This window comes from Streptomyces sp. NPDC025793 (genome assembly GCF_055558375.1).
The window spans coordinates 89,107-105,752 of sequence record NZ_JBVHMR010000013.1 but is presented as its reverse complement, the minus strand read 5'-3'; the positions used below and the strand labels follow the sequence as shown (position 1 = coordinate 105,752).

The window sequence follows — 16,646 nt, the reverse complement described above, 5'->3', positions numbered from 1 at the left end:
GGCGGGCAGGTGCGGCAGGCGCCCTACAGCGCCGCCGCCAGCTCCGTGCCCTGCTTGATCGCCCGCTTGGCGTCCAGTTCGGCCGCGACGTCCGCGCCGCCGATCAGATGGACGCTGCGCCCGGCGGCGGCGAGCTCGTCGTACAGGTCGCGGCGCGGCTCCTGGCCGGTGCACAGGACGACCGTGTCGACCTCCAGGACCGTGCTCTCCTCGCCGACGGTGATGTGCAGTCCGGCGTCGTCGATGCGGTCGTAGCGCACGCCCGGGACCATGGTCACGCCCCGGTGCTTCAGCTCGGTGCGGTGGATCCAGCCGGTGGTCTTGCCGAGCCCGGCGCCGACCTTGCTGGTCTTGCGCTGGAGCAGGTGGACCTGGCGGGGCGGGGCGGGCCGCTCGGGTGCGGCGAGGCCGCCCGGCGTCCGGTAGTCCATGTCGACGCCCCAGCCGCGGAAGTACGTCGCGGGGTCCTCGCTCGCCTTGTCGCCGCCGTCGGTGAGGTACTCGGCGACGTCGAAGCCGATGCCGCCGGCGCCGAGGACGGCGACCCGGTCGCCGACGGCGGCGCCGCCCTGCAGCACGTCGAGGTAGCCGAGGACACGGGGGTGGTCGACGCCCGGGATGTCGGGGGTGCGCGGGGTGACGCCGGTCGCCACGACGACCTCGTCGTAGCCGGTGACGGTCTCGGCGGTGACCCAGGTGTCGAGGCGTACGTCGACGCCGTGCGCGTCGAGCTGGTGGCGGAAGTAGCGCAGGGTCTCGTCGAACTCCTGCTTGCCGGGGACCTTGCGGGCGACGTTGAGCTGACCGCCGACCTCGCTCGCGGCGTCGAAGAGCGTGACCGCGTGACCGCGTTCGGCGGCGCTCACGGCGCAGGCGAGGCCCGCCGGTCCCGCGCCGACGACGGCGACGCGCTTCTTCAGCCGGGTCGGCGCGAGCACCAGCTCGGTCTCGTGGCAGGCGCGCGGGTTGACCAGGCAGGAGGTGATCTTGCCGCTGAAGGTGTGGTCGAGGCAGGCCTGGTTGCAGCCGATGCAGGTGTTGATGGCCTCGGGCGTGCCGGCGGCGGCCTTGGCGACGAAGTCGGGGTCGGCGAGCATCGGGCGGGCCATGGAGACCATGTCGGCGAAGCCGCCGGCCAGCAACTCCTCGGCGACCTCGGGGGTGTTGATGCGGTTGGTGGTCACCAGGGGGACGGACACCTCGCCCATCAGCTTCTTGGTGACCCAGGTGTAGGCGCCACGCGGCACCGAGGTGGCGATGGTGGGGATGCGGGCCTCGTGCCAGCCGATGCCGGTGTTGATGATCGTCGCCCCGGCGGCCTCGATCTCCTTGGCGAGGGTGACGACCTCCGGCAGCGAGGAACCGCCCGGAACCAGGTCCAGCATGGACAGCCGGTAGATGAGGATGAAGTCCTCGCCGACGGCCTCGCGCACCCGCTTGACGATCTCGACGGGGAAGCGCGTGCGGTTCTCGTAGGAGCCGCCCCAGCGGTCGGTGCGCCGGTTGGTCTGCAGGGCGATGAACTCGTTGATGAGGTAGCCCTCGGAGCCCATGATCTCCACGCCGTCGTAGCCGGCCTGCCGGGCGAGGCGGGCGGCGCGGGCGTAGTCGTCGACGGTCCGCTCGATGTCGGCGTCGCTCAGCTCGCGCGGCACGAAGGGGCTGATGGGCGCCTGGAGCGGGCTCGGCGCGACGAGGTCCTGGTGGTAGGCGTACCGGCCGAAGTGCAGGATCTGCATCGCGATCCGGCCGCCCTCGCGGTGCACGGCCTCCGTGACGGTCCGGTGCTGCTCGGCCTCGGCCTCGGTGGTGAGCTTGGCGCCGCCCTCGTACGGCCGGCCCTCGTCGTTGGGCGCGATGCCGCCGGTGACGATGAGGCCGACGCCGCCGCGCGCGCGGGCCGCGTAGAACGCCGCCATCCGCTCGAAGCCGCGCTCGGCCTCCTCCAGGCCGACGTGCATGGAGCCCATCAGCACGCGGTTGGGCAGGGTGGTGAAGCCCAGGTCGAGCGGGGTCATCAGATGCGGGTAACGGCTCATCGGGCCCTCCGTGCACGGGTGTCGTCACTCCTTGTTGTAGAGGACACCCGAGCCTTTATGCAACTAGTTGCATAACGAGGGGAGGGTGACACCGACCACTCTGTACCTACTAGTATGTACAGCCGTACGGCACAGCACGGACCGCTACCCGTCTCCGAGAGGACGCACCCCCATGCCCTTTGTCCGGATCGACGCGCTCGGCACCGACCCCGCCCGGCTCGACGCGCTCGGCCAGGCCGTCCAGGACGCCCTGGTGGAGACGCTCGGCGTCCCCCCCGAGGACCGCTTCCAGGTGCTGACCGGCCACGACGGCGTGACCGGCACGCTCCGCTACGACGCCCACCTCGGCGTGCCCAAGGACGACTCGGTGGTGTTCGTCGCGATCACCCTGCGCGCCGGGCGCACCCCGGACCGCAAGCGCGCGCTGTACCGGCGGATCGCCGAGCTGGTGCACGAGCGCACGGGCACGGACCCGGCGAACGTGTTCGTCACCCTCACCGAGAACGCGTCCGTCGACTGGTCCTTCGGGAACGGCGTGGCGCAGTACGCCCCGGACGGCGAGGGCCCGGCCGGGGCGCTGTCGTGACGCTGCGCGATCGGTGTCAGGCGCTCTCCAGGCGCAGGTGCAGATCCCGCTCCTGGTCGCCGGAGGCCGTGCAGGTCTCCTGGACGGTGAAGATCGAGTCCAGGGTGTGCCGGAACCGGTCCACGGCCCAGTAGCCGCCCTGGACGTCCGCCTGGACGGGCGAGCCGAGGTGGACCGGCGCACAGTGCGGCACATGCTCGTCCGCGATGTCGTAGGTGCCGAGCCACACCATCGGCCGGACCTCGTGCAGCTGCTGGGGTACCTCCTCAGCGCCGCGGTCGGACGCGAAGCAGGACCTCAGGGCGTCGAAGACGATGCGGGCGTCCTCCTTGGAGCCGCTGATCTCCACCGTGACGGTTTCCGGATGCGACCGCTCCGTGTGTGCCATTGATCGCTCCTTTCGTGGCCGCGCTGCGGTGGAACGGGGTACCCCGCCGAGCCCCGTCCATCCCCGTCCCCCCTCAGGAAAGCACCACGGGCCCGTGAGCACACCCCCAGCCGGGGTTCAGCCGCGCGTGAACTTGTACGTCTTGCTGTCCGTGAGGATGCAGAAGCCGGGCGACATCACGATCACGCGCAGGATGCCGGTGCGCCGGTCGTAGTCGATGCCCTCCACCTCGAAGGTGCCCGAGCAGGAGCTGCGCAGCGGCAGCTGGCGCAGGGCGGTGACGTGGCCGGTGACGTCCGAGGAGCCGGGGGTGGCCGACAGGTCGATCTGGAGCAGCGGCTTGGTCATGCCGAACAGGCTGCCGTCGGGGTCGTCCGAGGAGCACAGCAGGGTGGTGGGGCCGGAGAAGTCGCAGCCCTGGACGTCACGGACCGGGTGGTCCAGGTTGACCTTCGAGGCCAGCGGGAGGTCGGCCGAGGGCGAGGTGCTCGCGTTGACCCCGGGGGTCGGGAAGACCAGCAGGCGGTTCATCGTGCCCCACTCGCCCGAGAGCATCCACTGGCCGTCGGGCGAGATCGCGTCCCACGAGTTGTTCAGGGCCTCGCCGGAGCTGAGCGTGTGCACGTACTCCGACCAGGTGCCGTCGGGCGCCTGCACGCGGTACATCTTCGAGTTCCCGGAGTCCTGCTGGTAGGGCTCGACGTAGTAGCCGTTGTACGAGGCGTCGGGGTCGCCGACGTGGTTCCAGCCGCGAACGGAGACGCTGAGGGGGATGGTGCCGATACCGGTGTAGTGGTTGGGGCTGTTCGACGGCACCTCCACCGAGGTCAGACCCTGGCTCTCGGTCAGCGGGTCGGCGCGGTCGGAACCGGTCTCGGTCCAGGTGTCGGCCGCGGAGGCGGGCACGGGCGCGGCCAGGGACACGACGGCGGCGGTGGCCAGGGTGACGAGTCCGGCGAGGACTGTGTGACAACGTTGCCGGGCGGACACGGGCATGGCCGACTCCTCGGGTGGGGTGGGGGCTGCGTACGGGGGCACTCGGTCGGCGGACAGTCTGACCCGGTCGCGTAGTCATGTACAGGGCAATCGAGCAACATGAGCGTGAACACTCCCGGTGCGCGCACGACGCGTGCAGGATGTCCGGGAGGCCGCACCGCCGCGGCGGAGGCACCCGGTACGGCGGCTTCGGCGGACGCGTGCCGCCGCGGTGAGAGATGGTGGAGGTAGCCGGCGAACGCGCCGGGGAGTCGGGTGTGACGCGGTGGACCAAGGGCAGCCGGCACGGGGGACCACGTGCCGAGCCGACGGGCGAAGGCGGTGCAGTGCATGAGTGCAGCCGAGGCTCCGGTGACGCAGGGCGGCGATGCCGCCCGGGGGCCGGTACGGCCGGGCGGCCTGCTCGACGTGCTGGGCGTGGCGTCGGTGGTGCTGGACACCACCGGCCGGATCGTGCTGTGGAGCCCGCAGGCGGAGGAGCTGTTCGGGTACAGCGCGCACGAGGCCCTCGGCCAGTACGCCGCCCGGCTGATGGTCCACGAGCGCCATATCGAGCTGGTCGGCAAGCTCTTCGCCGATGTGATGCGCACCGGGCAGAGCTGGGCCGGCGGTTTCCCGATCAAGCACAAGGACGGCAGCACCCGCCTGGTGGAGTTCCGCAACATGCGGCTGCTGGACGACCGAGGTGACGTGTACGCGCTCGGGCTCGCCGCCGACCAGTCGACCGTGCGGCGCCTCGAACAGGACGTCGCCCTCTCCGAGCGGATGGTCGAGCAGTCGCCGAGCGGCCTCGCCGTCCTGGACCCGCAACTGCGGTTCGTCTCGGTGAACCCGGCGTTGGAGCGGATCAACGGACTGCCCGCCGCCGACCACGTGGGGCGCCCGCTGGCCGAGGTCCTGCCCCTGCTGGTGACCGAGCCCCTGGAGGCGGAGGCCCGGCAGGTGCTGCGGACCGGGGTACCGGTGATCGACCGGCCCGTGGTCGGCCGTACGTCGGCCGACCCGGAGCAGGACCACACCTGGTCGATGTCGCTGTACCGCCTGGAGGACGCGCTGGGCAACGTGCTGGGCGTCGCGGCCTCCGTGATGGACATCACCGAGCAGCACCGGGCCTCCGTGGAGGCGGAGACGGCGCGGCGCCGCCTCGCGGTCATCGCCGACGCCTCCGCCCGGATCGGTACGACACTCGAACTGGACCGCACCGCCTGCGAGTTGGCCGATGTCGCGGTGCCTGAGCTGGCCGACGTGGCCGCCGTGGACCTGCTGGACACGGTGGTGGAGGGCCGGCGCAGCACGCTGGGCCCGACGGAGCCGGCGGTGATCCGGGCCCTCGCGGTGCGCCCGCAGGACGACTCGGAGGCCGTACGGGCCGCGGACCCGCCCGGCGTGACCGCCCGGTACGAGCCCGACCGGCTGGTCACCGAGTGCGTGCGCTCGGCCGAGGCGGTCCTGGTGCCGCGCGTGAAGGACGAGGACCTGCCGCGCATCGCCCGCTCCCCCGAGGCCGCCGGGCTGCTGGGCCGGGCGGGCCTGCACTCGTATCTCGCGGTGCCGTTGATCGCCCGCGGCGAGGTGCTCGGCGCCCTGGACCTCAAACGCACCCGCAATCCCGCGCCGTTCGACGAGGACGACGTCCTGCTCGCCCGCGAGCTGGCCGCCCGCGCGGCGGTGCAGATCGACAACGCGCGCTGGTACCAGAACGCCCGCAACACCGCCCTCACGCTCCAGCGCAGCCTGCTGCCCAGCCATCCGCCGGTCACCACCGGCCTGGAGGTGGCCTCGCGCTACCAGCCGGCCGGGGCGACGAGCGAGGTCGGCGGCGACTGGTTCGACGTCATCCCGCTGGAGGGCGGCAGGACCGCGCTCGTGGTCGGCGACGTGATGGGCAGCGGGATCAGCGCCGCCGCGACGATGGGCCGGCTGCGCACGGCGACCACCACGCTCGCCCCCCTCGGCCTGGACCCGGCGCTGCTGCTGGAGCACCTGGACAAGACGACGTCCGCCCTGGACCACTCCATCGCGACCTGTGTGTACGCGGTCCACGACCCGCATCTGCGGCAGTGCCGGATCGCCAACGCCGGTCATCTGCCCCCCGCCCGGGTCCGCCCCGGCCGGCCGCCGGAGCTGCTGGACCTGCCGACCGGGGTACCGCTGGGAGTGGGCGGGATCGAGTTCTCCACCGTCACCGTCGACTTCGCGCCCGGCGACGAACTCGTCTTCTACACCGACGGGTTGGTGGAGACCCGCTGCCACTCGCTGGACGAGCGCCTGGACTTCCTGCTGTCCCTGCTCGACGACCCCGCCCGCCCCCTGGAGGAGACCTGCGACCTCCTTCTGCGCACCCTGCACCACCCCGACAACCACGACGACGTCGCCCTGCTCATCGCCCGGGCGCAGGAACTGCCGTAACGGGGGCGGACGTTATGGCCGTTCGCCGATGACCACGTGCGCGTACAGCTCCTGCGACTCCGCCAGACGGGCCGTCAGACCCGCGTCGGCGAAGGCGCGCAGGGCGGCCGGGACCTGGCGTTCGCCGGTCTCGGACAGCAGGCGGCCGCCCGGTGCGAGCCACGCGGGCGCCTCGGCGGCCACCCGGCGCAGCACGTCGAGGCCGTCCGCACCGCCGTCCAGGGCGACCAGCGGCTCGTGGTCGCGGGCCTCGGCCGGCAGCAGCGGCACCTCGGCGGTGGGGACGTAGGGCACGTTGGCCAGCAGGACGTCGACGCGGCCGCGCAGTCCGGCGGGAAGGGCGTCGTAGAGGTCGCCCTCGTGGGCCCGGCCGCCGAAGGGGGCGAGGTTGCCGCGGGCGCAGCGGACGGCGGCCGGGGCGATGTCGGCGGCGTGCACCTCGGCGCGGTCCAGGGCGGCGGCCAGGGCCGCGCCGAGCGCGCCGGAGCCGCAGCACAGGTCCACGACGACGGGCGCGTGCGGCGCCAGGGCCAGCGCCTGGTCGACCAGGAACTCGGTGCGGCGGCGTGGGACGAAGACCCCCGGTGCCACGCCGATGCGCAGCCCGTGGAACTCGGCCCAGCCGAGCACCTGTTCGAGCGGGTGTCCCGCGACGCGACGGTCCACCATCGAGGTCAGTTCCACGTCGGTCCGGGCGGTGGCGAGGATCAACGCCGCCTCGTCCTCGGCGAACACGCACCCGGCGGCGCGCAGCGCGGAGACGACGGCTTCGGGAGGAACGGCACCGGGAGAAACGGCGTCAGGAGAAGAAGGAGAGTGCACGGAGGGCGTGAGCCTTTCGGGAGCGCTTGACCGGTGGGCGCTCCCCGCGGTCACCGCAAGCGGTGCACCGCGCCGTCCTGAGGAGAGAGCACCCCGGCTGACACAGCAGTGATGGGTCCCACCTCCTCGTCCGTCGGGGCCGCGACCGTTCGCGACCGGACGGCCACCCTACCCCAACGGCCGCGCGGCGCCGCCCTGGCGGACCCCGCGGAAAAGCGGGTGACGCGCCGCCCGGGCCGTGGTTACGATCCCCGCGATGACGACTCACCCGACTCTGCGATTGGGGGTCCCGTCCGCGCAAGGTGAGCGCTGATGCTCACGTCGACCGCGTACGGGGATTCCCGTCTTTCCCTGTGGCAGCGCGTGCGTGCGTACGCCGTGCCACCGTCCATGATCGAGCCGGCCACCGCCCGGCGTGCCGCCGGGGACTGGGCGGGGGCCTGTGCCGCCGCACGGATCGACGTCGACCTCGATCTGCGCCGCGTCGCCCGCGCCCACGGCCACGACCTCGCGGCCCGGCTCCGCGCCGACCTCCGGAATCTCGTCCCCGACCTGCTGCGCTGGCACATGCCGAGGATCGCGCCCGACGGCCTGCTGCGCCCCGGGCTGACCCTCGCACTGGCCCGGTACGACGGGTCCGGCCGGGCCGGTCCGCTGCACCTCGTGGTCCGCACGCCGCCGGCCTGGGCGGATGCCGGCCAGCGGATCGGCCTCGCCCTGTGGGATCCGGCCGGGGCCATGACCGGCCGCCATCCGCACCCGCGCCCGAGCCGGCGGTACCGGCTCGATCTGCACCGGCATCTGTGGGACGCCCGCAGGACCGCCGAGCTGCGCGACCGCTCGGGGGCCGGCGGGCCCGCGCCGCCGGACGCCGATCCGCTGGGACTGGCCCCGCCAGGGCACGGCTGTGCCGTCGGCCGGTGGGCGGCCGAGGCACGCCTCCTGCTGACGGCCGAGGGGCGGCCGGCCGGTGCCTTCGCCGTACGGCTCGGCGGGGGGCACCGGCTGGTCCTGGCGGTGGCCGCGGACGGGGGCGACGTCCCCGGTCCGGCCGGACACCTGCGCGCGGCCGACCGGACCGACGGGCCCCCTGGTCCGTCCGGGCGCGGGCACCGGGACCGGCCGTACTCCGTCGTGGACGGCGCCGGCGGGACGGACCTGCGGATCGTCACCGGGCGTGTACCGGGCGGCCTCTCCGCCGTACCGGTGCTGCCCGACGCGGCGACCTGGATCCCGCCCGACCTGGAGCTGCTCCGCGCCGGGCTGCTCACGCCGGACCGGCTGCATCCGCTGGTGGCCGCCGCGCTGGTCCCCGGGCACCGGCCGGACGGGCCGCCGCCCGGCGCCGATCCGGTGGCGGAGGCACGCGCCGTGGACTGCCGGGGCGCCCGGCACCGGATCGGTCTGGTCGACGGCGTCCTGGTCCCGCTGGACCACGGCCCGGACGAGATCCGGCGCGAGGAGCTGCTGGCCTCGCTCGGCGGCCCGGTGCTGCCGTGTCTGCGGGTCATCGACGAGGCGCACCGGCGCCCGGACTGTCTCACCGGCGTCCGGGAACGGCTGGACCACGGCGACAGCGCCGGGGCCCTGGCCGTGGTCGAGGCGCTGCTCGGTCCGGGCGCGGTGCTGCGCGACGGTCCCCTGCGGGACGAGCTGACGGCCGCGGCCGAGCGGCGCATCGCCTACGGCCTGTACCGCGCCGGTCTGACCGGCCCGGAGCACGCCTCCGCCGACCCGTACCGCAAGCACACCCGGCACCGGAAGTCCCACCACAGGCTGCGCTGAACCGCCCTCGCGCCATGTCCACTTGGCGAACACCCCTTTACTCCAGCCGACTTCACAACCCTCAAGGTGATGACACATGTCTGTCTCCGTCTCCCCCGCCCCTCAACTCGACGTCGCCGAGACCCTGTTGACGCTGCTCCGGGACACCACCACCGAGCCGCGCGCCGACATCCAGCTGGAGGCGCTCACCCTGGCCGTGGCCGCGGACCTTCCGGTTCTGCTCTGGGGTGAGCCCGGCATCGGCAAGACGGCGGCGCTGACCCAGCTCGCGACGGCGCTGGACCTGCCGCTGACCACCGTGATCGCGAGCGTGCACGAGCCGTCCGACTTCTCGGGGCTGCCCGTCGTAGGAGACGACCCCGCCGTGCAGGGCGTCCCGATGGCCCCGCCGGACTGGGCGGTGCGGCTGGTGCGCGCCGGGCGGGGGCTGCTGTTCCTGGACGAGCTGTCCACCGCTCCCCCGGCGGTGCAGGCGGCGCTGCTGCGGCTCGTGCTGGAGCGGCGGATCGGCGCCCTGCGGCTGCCGGCCGGGGTGCGGATCGTGGCCGCCGCCAACCCGCGCTCCTCGGCGGCCGACGGCTGGGAGCTGAGCCCGCCGCTGGCCAACCGGTTCGTGCACCTCCAGTGGACCCACGACCACGAGGTCGTCGTACGCGGTCTCGGCGGGACCTGGCCGCGCGCGGCCCTGCCCCGGCTCGACCCGGCGCGGCTGCCCGAGGCCGTGGCCTTCGCCCGGCGCGCGGTGTGCGCCTTCCTCGGCGCGCGGCCGGGGCTCGTGCACAAGCTGCCGAACGGGGAGGGCCGGCGGGGCGGGGCGTGGCCGTCGCCCCGGAGCTGGGAGGCGACGCTGCGGCTGATCGCCTTCGCGACCGCCGCCGGTTCCGCGCGGGACGTGCTGTCGCTGCTGGTCCGCGGCGCCGTCGGGGACGGACCCGGGCTGGAACTGCTGGCGAGCCTGGACCGGATGGACCTGCCCGACCCGGAGTCGCTGCTGGCCGACCCGGCGGGTGCCGTGCTGCCCGAGCGCGGGGATCTGCGCCAGGCCGCGCTGGACGGGGTGGTGGCCGCGGTGCGGGCGCGGCCGGAGCGGGCCCGCTGGGACGCGGCCTGGGCGCTGCTGGTGCGGGCGATGGAGACCGGCGCGCCGGACGTGGTGGTCGTCCCCGCGACCACACTGGCCGCGCTGCGCCGGGAGGACTGGGACGTGCCGGCGGCGATCGAGCGGCTGGCCGGGGTGGTGTCGCTGTCCCGGCGGGCCGACGAGGCCGCCCGGCGCCCCGCGCGGACCGCGGGGGCCCGGCGATGACCGCGGACGCGCCCGGGGCGCTGGACCTCGGCAAGCTGTTCGCGGCCCGGCTGCACGCGGCCCGGGTCCGGCCGTATCTGGCGACCGCGTTGTTCGCCCTGCGCCCGGTGGAGTCGCGGCAGGTGCCGACGATGGGCGTCGACCGGTACTGGCGGTGCTACGTCTCCGCGGCGTTCGTGGACCGCACCCCGGTGGCGGAGTTGGCGGCGGTGTGGGTGCACGAGGTGGCGCATCTGCTGCGCGACCATCACGGGCGCGGTGACCGGGTGGCGCGCGAGCGCGGGCTGACCGGTCCGGCGGAGCGGCTGCGGATGAACATCGCCGCGGACTGCGAGATCAACGACGACGTGTACGGCGACGGTCTGGTGTGCCCCAAGGACGCCGTGACACCGGGGAAACTGGGGCTGCGCCCGGGCGAGTTGATGGAGGACTACCTGCGGCAGTTCCGGCTCGGGCCGCGCCTGGCACGGCAGGCCTGGCTGGACTGCGGCAGCGGCGCCGACGGGCTGGAGCGGCCCTGGGAGCTGGGGCCCGACGGCGCGCACGGGCTGAGCGAGCAGGAGCGGGACGCGGTCCGGTTCAGGGTGGCCCAGGGCATCAGGGGCGCACCGGGCAACGCCCCGCAGGGCTGGCGGCGCTGGGCCGAGGAGGTGTTCCATCCGCCGCAGCCCTGGCGCCAGTTGCTGGGCTCGGCGCTGCGCTCGGCCGTCTCGGCGTCGGGCGTGGGCGAGGACTACCGCTACGGGCGTCCGGCGCGGCGCTCGGCCGGGCTGCCCGAAGTGGTACTGCCGAGTCTGCGGCGCAGTCCGCCGCGGGTCTGTGTGGTGGTGGACACCTCGGGCTCGGTCAGCGACGCCGAACTGGGCAGCGCACTGCTGGAAGTCGCCGCGATCTGCCGGGCGTTGGGCGGGCGGCGGGACCTGGTCTCCGTGCTGTCCTGCGACGCGGCGGCCCAAACGGTGCAGCCGCTGTGCCGCACGGAGGGCATCGAGCTGGTGGGCGGCGGCGGCACGGACCTGCGCACCGGGTTCGTCCGGGCGCTGCGCATGCGCCCCGACGTGGTGGTGGTCCTGACGGACGGCCAGACTCCGTGGCCCGAGGCACGGCCGCCCTGCCGGACGGTGGTGGGTCTGTTCCCGCGGGCCGGCGGGTCGTACGACGAGAACGATCCCGGCTACCGGCCGGACACACCGCCCGCGTGGGCGCGGGTGGTGACGATCGGCTCGGCGTCGGGATGAGGCGCCGGCAGGGGCACCGCCCGCGGCCGGGCGGCGCGCTCCCTGTCGTCGGCGGCCGGTGCCGGATCAGACCCCGACCGTCTCCTCGACCTCTTCCTCGATCTCTTCCTCGGCCTGCGCCTTCGCCTGGTCCGCCGCCGTCCGCGGCACGGCGGGCCCGGCGGGCGCGGTGGGGGCGGTGGGGGCGGTGGGCGCGGTGGGGGCCGTGGCCGGCCGGACCGCGGTGGTCTCGCCGTGGCCGGCCGCGTGCCGGGCGTGGCGGGGGCGCTCGTACAGGGCCGCGATCCCGGTCACCACGAGGCCGGCCAGCAGCCAGACCACGAGGGTCCACACGTTGCGCCCGAGGCCGTCGTCGCCGAAGTACAGCAGGCTGCGGATGCCCTCGACGAAGCCGGCGCCGTTCCAGAACGCGTGCAGGGTGCCGAAGAAGCCGTTCTGGAGCTCGGGGCGGAACAACCCGCCGGAGCTCGTGAAGTTGAGCATCACGAACAGCACCATCATGGCCAGCGTGGTCCAGCGCTTGAGGAAGGTGTGCAGACCGACGCCGATGAGGAGGATGCCCGCCGAGTACAGCCACGCCATGCCGAACAGGCTCGCGAGGTCGTGGTGCGCGAGGTGGAACACCGGCCCGGCGAGCAGGGTGCCGATGCCGCCGACGACGGCGGAGACGCCGAGCGCGAGCAGCGCCCGTATCCGCATCGGGAGCGCGCCGCCCGCGGCGCCGAGCGCTGCGACCGAGGCGTAGGAGCCGATGCTGACCGCGATCAGCAGGAAGAACAGGCCCTGGCCGGTGGGGTCGTCGGAGACCGGCTCGGCCACGTCGGTGATCTTCAGTGGGAGGCCCTGCCGGGCGGCGACCGGGGTGAAGACCTTCTCGACGGCCGTCGCGCCCATGTCCGAGGCGGCGCTGGCCACGAGCAGTTCGGGCGCCGTGGCGCTCGGCACGTAGGCGCCGGTCACGTCCCGGGACTTCAGCAGTTCGACGGCGTCGGCGCGGGTGGCGACCGTACGGACGTCGAGCTTGTCCCCCGCGGTGTCCTTCACCGTCTGGGCGAAGACCATCGCCCGCGGGGTGGTGCCGACGACGGCGACCGGCAGGTGGTGCGGCTCGGGGGTGACGAAGGCCCCCATGTACGCGAGCCCCATGCCGACGCACATCAGCAGCGGGGTGATCAGGTGCGTGAGCACGTGACGCAGTGCCGGTGACCTCATCGGGCGACCTCCAATGGTTGGCTTATACAACTTCAGCTTCAAGTTGTACTATACAACTAGAACGCCTGAGGAGGTATTCCCGTGAGCTCAGCGGAGTCGGCCGTCGAGACGATCCAGCGCGAGATGACGATCTTCGCCCGTCGGGCCCGCGCCTCGGCGGGCCGAATGCACCCCGAGCTGTCGCTGGTCTCGTACACCCTGCTCGGCCACCTGGAGGAGCAGGGCGGCTGCCGGGCCACGGACCTCGCGGCGCACTACGCCCTCGACAAGTCCACGGTGAGCCGGCAGGTGGCGGCGCTGGAGCGGGCCGGGCTGATCGAGCGCCGGCTGCACCCGGAGGACCACCGGGTCCAGGTGCTCCATCTCACGGAGGCGGGCGAGGAGATCCTCGCCCAGGTGACCCGCAGCCGCCGGGCCGCCTTCCACGAGCGGCTCGCCGACTGGCCGGAGGAGGACCTGGTCCGCTTCGCGGCCTATCTGGAGCGGTACAACGCGGGGCGGGGCGACTCCGGGTCCGAGTGAGACTCCGGGTGCGGCGGCGCGGCGCACGCCGGTTTCCCGTGACGGCTACGGCTACGGCTACGCCACCGGCACCGGCGTGTGGTCGTCCTCGGCCAGGCGCTCGGGGACACGGGCCGCGCCGAACGCGGTGCGGCGGCGCAGCCGGAAGCCCAGGGACTCGTACAGCCGGATCGCGTTCGTGTTCTGGGCGCCCGTGTGCAGGAACGGCGTCTCGCCGCGCTCCCGGATGCCGTGGGCGACGGCGCGGATCAGCCGCGTCGCGAGGCCCTCGCCGCGGTGGGCCGGGTCGGTGCAGACCGCGCTGATCTCGGTCCAGCCCGGCGGGTGCAGCCGCTCCCCCGCCATGGCGATCAGCGCCCCGCCGCGGCGGATGCCGAGGTAGGTGCCGAGTTCGATGGTGCGCGGCAGGAACGGTCCGGGCCGGGTGCGCGCCACGAGGTCGAGCATCTCGGGCACGTCCGCCGGGCCGAGCGGAACCGCCTCCGGGTCCGGCGCGGCGTCGAGACCGTCGTCCACGAGTTGCACGCCCTCGACGCGGAAGGTGATCTCCCAGCCGTCCGGGACCTCTCCGCGGTAGCCCAGCAGCGGAACCTCCGCGCCGGGACCCGCCAGCGCGGCGAGGTCCGCCCAGTCCCCTGCGTCCGGCTCGTCGGGCAGGGCGAGCCACGGGGTGACGTCGACGGGATAGCGCACCACCCGGCCGCGCCACTCGGCGAAGTGCGCGTGCGGGCCGGTCAGCGCGGCCAGGGCGGGGCGGTCGAGGACGTGCGGGGCGGCGTCGGACGTCCGGTCGCCGCCGCCCGGTCCGGCTATGAGGCTCACGCGGCCACCTCGATCACGATCTTTCCCACGGTGTGGCCGTCCTCGACGGCGCGCAGCGCCCGGTCGGCCTGCTCCAGCGGGAAGGTGCGGGTGACGTACGGCTTCAGCTCGCCGCGCACGGCGAGGTCGGCGACCGCCTCCAGGACGGCGGCGGTGCGGGCGCGCCGGACCTGCGCACCGCCGAGCTCGGCCACGGTCTCCAGCGGGGAGCCGACGGTGACCAGCTTGCTGCGGTCCTTGAGCAGTTCGGCGGCCTCGGCGAGCACCGGCCCGCCCACCAGGTCGTACACCCCGTCGATCCCGTCGGGCACGGCGGCGCGCACCCGCTCGACGAGGCCGGGACCGGAAGGACCGTAGGGGACGTGGACGGCGCCCAGCGACTCCACGAACTCCCTCTTGCCCTCGCTCGCCACGCCCACGACCCGCAGTCCGAAGGCCCGGGCGATCTGCACGGCCGCGCTGCCGACCCCGCCGCCGGCGCCCGTGATCAGCAGCGTCGACCCACCCGGCAGGTCGAGCTGGCGGATGCCGTCGTAGGCGGTGGCCGCGGCGACCGGGAGGGTGGCGGCGTCGGTGAAGGACAGCGCGGCGGGCTTGTGGACGGTCACGTCTGCGGTGAGCAGGGCGAACTCCGCGTACCCTCCGCTGGCGGTGCTGCCGAACACCTCGTCGCCCACGGCGAAGCCGGTCACGCCCGGGCCGGTCTCCGCCACGACACCCGCGGCCTCGCTACCGAAGACCCGGGGGAAGGGGCGCTCGCTCTCACCGGGGCGCCGGAAGCCCTTCCGCAGCTTCCAGTCGACGGGGTTGACCCCTGCCGCGCGCACCGCGATCAGGATCTCGCCGGGGCCGGGGCTCGGACGGTCCAGTTCGGTCAGCGCCTCGGCCTCCGGTCCGCCGTGCCGCGTGTAGACATACGCCTTGGGCATGTTCTCTTCCTCGCTTCTCTCGCGCTGCCACCGGTGTACCGGCACCCGCATCGAGCGCAAAGGAGAAGCGCCGCAGAGCTATTCCCGCGGCCCGAAAGAGTTCATGCGGGCGCAATGATCACGCGGTGACCTGGGACGGAGCACCCGGAACGACAGCGTACGGTTGAACCATGAACGTCACGCGAGGCTTCACGGGCCGTCCGCGCGTCGACAACCCGGGGCTGCCGCCCGGGCAGTACGACGCGGGCGAGGACTGGCCCGTCCTGTCCGCCGAGGTCACCCCGGACCTCGCGCCGGCCGACTGGTCCTTCCGCATCGACGGCCTGGTCGAGCGGCCGCACAGCTGGGACTGGGACGCGGCGCACACGCTGCCGGAGTCGGCGTACGCCGGCGACATCCACTGTGTGACCGGCTGGTCGAAGTTCGGCGTGCGCTTCGGCGGCGTCAGTCTGGACGCGTTCTTCGACACGGTGCGGCCTCAAGGGTCCGCCACACATGCCGTGGCCTACTCCCACACCGGCTACACCACGAACCTGCCCCTCGCGGACCTCACCGGCGGGCGGGCCTGGATCGTCTGGGAGTACGGCGGCGAGCCGCTGCCGTCCGAGCACGGCGGCCCGGCGCGGCTGATCGTGCCCCACCTGTACTTCTGGAAGAGCGCCAAGTGGATCGCCGGTCTCACGCTGCTCGACCACGACGAACCCGGCTTCTGGGAGCGCAACGGCTACCACGGGCGCGGCAACCCCTGGGAGGAGCAGCGGTACTCCGGTGACTGAGACGGCGACGACGAATCCGACTGCCGCGGCGGCCCCGGCCGGCGGCCCCCTCGTCCCCGCGACACGGTTCGCCGTGCCGGGGCGGATCGAGGTGAGCGACCCGGCGGCCGCGGTGTGGCAGACGGCCACGCTGACCGAGATCCGGCGCGAGACGCCGCGGACGGCCACGTTCCGGCTGGCCGTGTCCGCCTGGGCGGGGCATCTGCCCGGCCAGCACCTGATGCTGCGGCTGACCGCACCGGACGGCTACACGGCGCAGCGCCACTACTCCCTCGCGTCGGCGCCCGACGACTCGGGGCACATCGAGCTGACCCTGGACCACGTCCCGGGCGGCGAGGTCTCCGGCTGGTTCCACACGGTGGCCCGCCCCGGTGACACGGTCGAGGTGCGCGGGCCGCTGAGCGGTTTCTTCGCCTGGCCGGGCGACCGGCCCGCGCTGTTGGTCGGCGCCGGTTCCGGCGTCGTACCGCTGATGTCGATGGTGCGCCACCACCGGCTGCGCGGCCTCGACGTGCCGCTGCGTCTGCTGGTGTCCGCGCGCAGCCCCGAGGAACTGATCTACGCGTCCGAACTGGGCGCGGAGACGACGCCCGTGTTCACGCGGAGCGCCCCACAGGGGGTGCCGGTGGGACGTATGGCGGCGGCACATGTGGCACCGCTCCTGGCCGAGCGGCCTTCCGGTGGGTGGGAGGCCTATGTGTGCGGGTCCAACGCGTTCGCCGAGCACGCCTCCCGGCTGCTGGTCGCGGCCGGGCAGCCGGTGGAGCGGATCCGGATCGAGCGCTTCGGCTGAACCGTCCGTCCGGAACATGGTCC

General features: G+C 74.0%; 15 protein-coding genes. 8 read left to right on the top strand and 7 right to left on the bottom strand.

The features are described from left to right. Positions 1-23: 23 nt before the first annotated feature. Positions 24-2,039, bottom strand: a complete 2,016-nt coding sequence (locus tag ACZ4MF_RS24510) for an oxidoreductase (protein WP_467494057.1) — start codon at positions 2,037-2,039, stop codon at positions 24-26. Positions 2,040-2,211: 172 nt separating this feature from the next. Between ACZ4MF_RS24510 and ACZ4MF_RS24505 the strand changes: the two genes are divergently transcribed. After that, positions 2,212-2,625, top strand: a complete 414-nt coding sequence (locus tag ACZ4MF_RS24505; RefSeq protein ID WP_467494056.1) for a tautomerase family protein — start codon at positions 2,212-2,214, stop codon at positions 2,623-2,625. Positions 2,626-2,641: 16 nt separating this feature from the next. On the opposite strand, the gene ACZ4MF_RS24500 is transcribed toward ACZ4MF_RS24505, so the two are convergent. Both ACZ4MF_RS24500 and ACZ4MF_RS24495 read right to left on the bottom strand, forming a co-directional pair. Continuing rightward, positions 2,642-3,013, bottom strand: coding sequence for a hypothetical protein (locus ACZ4MF_RS24500; protein WP_362822937.1), 372 nt, complete (start codon positions 3,011-3,013; stop codon positions 2,642-2,644). A gap of 117 nt (positions 3,014-3,130) precedes the next feature. Beyond that, the gene (locus ACZ4MF_RS24495; protein ID WP_467494055.1) at positions 3,131-4,009 is read right to left on the bottom strand and encodes a hypothetical protein; all 879 of its coding nucleotides are present in this window, start codon (positions 4,007-4,009) and stop codon (positions 3,131-3,133) included. 330 nt (positions 4,010-4,339) lie between these two features. Between ACZ4MF_RS24495 and ACZ4MF_RS24490 the strand changes: the two genes are divergently transcribed. Next, positions 4,340-6,418: a SpoIIE family protein phosphatase gene (locus tag ACZ4MF_RS24490; RefSeq protein ID WP_467494054.1), complete on the top strand. Its 2,079-nt coding sequence runs from the start codon at positions 4,340-4,342 to the stop codon at positions 6,416-6,418. Positions 6,419-6,430: 12 nt separating this feature from the next. Here ACZ4MF_RS24490 and ACZ4MF_RS24485 read toward each other — a convergent pair whose 3' ends face one another. After that, positions 6,431-7,240: a putative protein N(5)-glutamine methyltransferase gene (locus tag ACZ4MF_RS24485; protein WP_467494053.1), complete on the bottom strand. Its 810-nt coding sequence runs from the start codon at positions 7,238-7,240 to the stop codon at positions 6,431-6,433. A 312-nt stretch (positions 7,241-7,552) separates the two neighbouring features. Between ACZ4MF_RS24485 and ACZ4MF_RS24480 the strand changes: the two genes are divergently transcribed. The 3 genes from ACZ4MF_RS24480 (at position 7,553) to ACZ4MF_RS24470 (ending at position 11,569) form a co-directional block, all read left to right on the top strand. After that, entirely contained in the window at positions 7,553-9,025 is a 1,473-nt protein-coding gene (locus tag ACZ4MF_RS24480; RefSeq protein WP_467494052.1) for a hypothetical protein, read from the top strand. Positions 9,026-9,101: 76 nt separating this feature from the next. Beyond that, positions 9,102-10,331, top strand: a complete 1,230-nt coding sequence (locus tag ACZ4MF_RS24475) for an AAA family ATPase (RefSeq protein WP_467494051.1) — start codon at positions 9,102-9,104, stop codon at positions 10,329-10,331. Beyond that, positions 10,328-11,569 carry a vWA domain-containing protein gene (locus ACZ4MF_RS24470; protein ID WP_467494050.1) on the top strand — a complete coding sequence of 414 codons (1,242 nt, stop codon included), beginning with the start codon at positions 10,328-10,330 and terminating at the stop codon, positions 11,567-11,569. Before ACZ4MF_RS24475 ends, ACZ4MF_RS24470 begins: the two co-directional genes overlap by 4 nt. A 66-nt stretch (positions 11,570-11,635) precedes the next feature. Here the strand turns inward: ACZ4MF_RS24470 and ACZ4MF_RS24465 are convergent, their stop codons facing one another. Then, positions 11,636-12,781: a hypothetical protein gene (locus ACZ4MF_RS24465; RefSeq protein ID WP_467494049.1), complete on the bottom strand. Its 1,146-nt coding sequence runs from the start codon at positions 12,779-12,781 to the stop codon at positions 11,636-11,638. Positions 12,782-12,904: 123 nt separating this feature from the next. On the opposite strand from ACZ4MF_RS24465, the gene ACZ4MF_RS24460 reads away from it, so the two are divergent. After that, a complete protein-coding gene (locus ACZ4MF_RS24460) occupies positions 12,905-13,303 on the top strand; it encodes a MarR family winged helix-turn-helix transcriptional regulator (RefSeq protein ID WP_467494198.1) in 399 nt (132 codons plus the stop codon). A 57-nt stretch (positions 13,304-13,360) separates the two neighbouring features. On the opposite strand, the gene ACZ4MF_RS24455 is transcribed toward ACZ4MF_RS24460, so the two are convergent. Both ACZ4MF_RS24455 and ACZ4MF_RS24450 read right to left on the bottom strand, forming a co-directional pair. Next, positions 13,361-14,125 carry a GNAT family N-acetyltransferase gene (locus ACZ4MF_RS24455; RefSeq protein ID WP_467494048.1) on the bottom strand — a complete coding sequence of 255 codons (765 nt, stop codon included), beginning with the start codon at positions 14,123-14,125 and terminating at the stop codon, positions 13,361-13,363. Next, the gene (locus tag ACZ4MF_RS24450) at positions 14,122-15,054 is read right to left on the bottom strand and encodes an NADP-dependent oxidoreductase (protein ID WP_467494047.1); all 933 of its coding nucleotides are present in this window, start codon (positions 15,052-15,054) and stop codon (positions 14,122-14,124) included. The genes ACZ4MF_RS24455 and ACZ4MF_RS24450 overlap by 4 nt, the downstream gene beginning before the upstream one ends. 170 nt (positions 15,055-15,224) lie before the next feature. On the opposite strand from ACZ4MF_RS24450, the gene ACZ4MF_RS24445 reads away from it, so the two are divergent. Together ACZ4MF_RS24445 and ACZ4MF_RS24440 are read left to right on the top strand one after the other, a co-directional pair. After that, positions 15,225-15,830, top strand: coding sequence for a sulfite oxidase-like oxidoreductase (locus ACZ4MF_RS24445; RefSeq protein ID WP_467494046.1), 606 nt, complete (start codon positions 15,225-15,227; stop codon positions 15,828-15,830). 73 nt (positions 15,831-15,903) lie between these two features. Beyond that, the gene (locus tag ACZ4MF_RS24440) at positions 15,904-16,623 is read left to right on the top strand and encodes a ferredoxin reductase (protein WP_467494197.1); all 720 of its coding nucleotides are present in this window, start codon (positions 15,904-15,906) and stop codon (positions 16,621-16,623) included. The last annotated feature ends 23 nt before the right edge of the window (positions 16,624-16,646 follow it).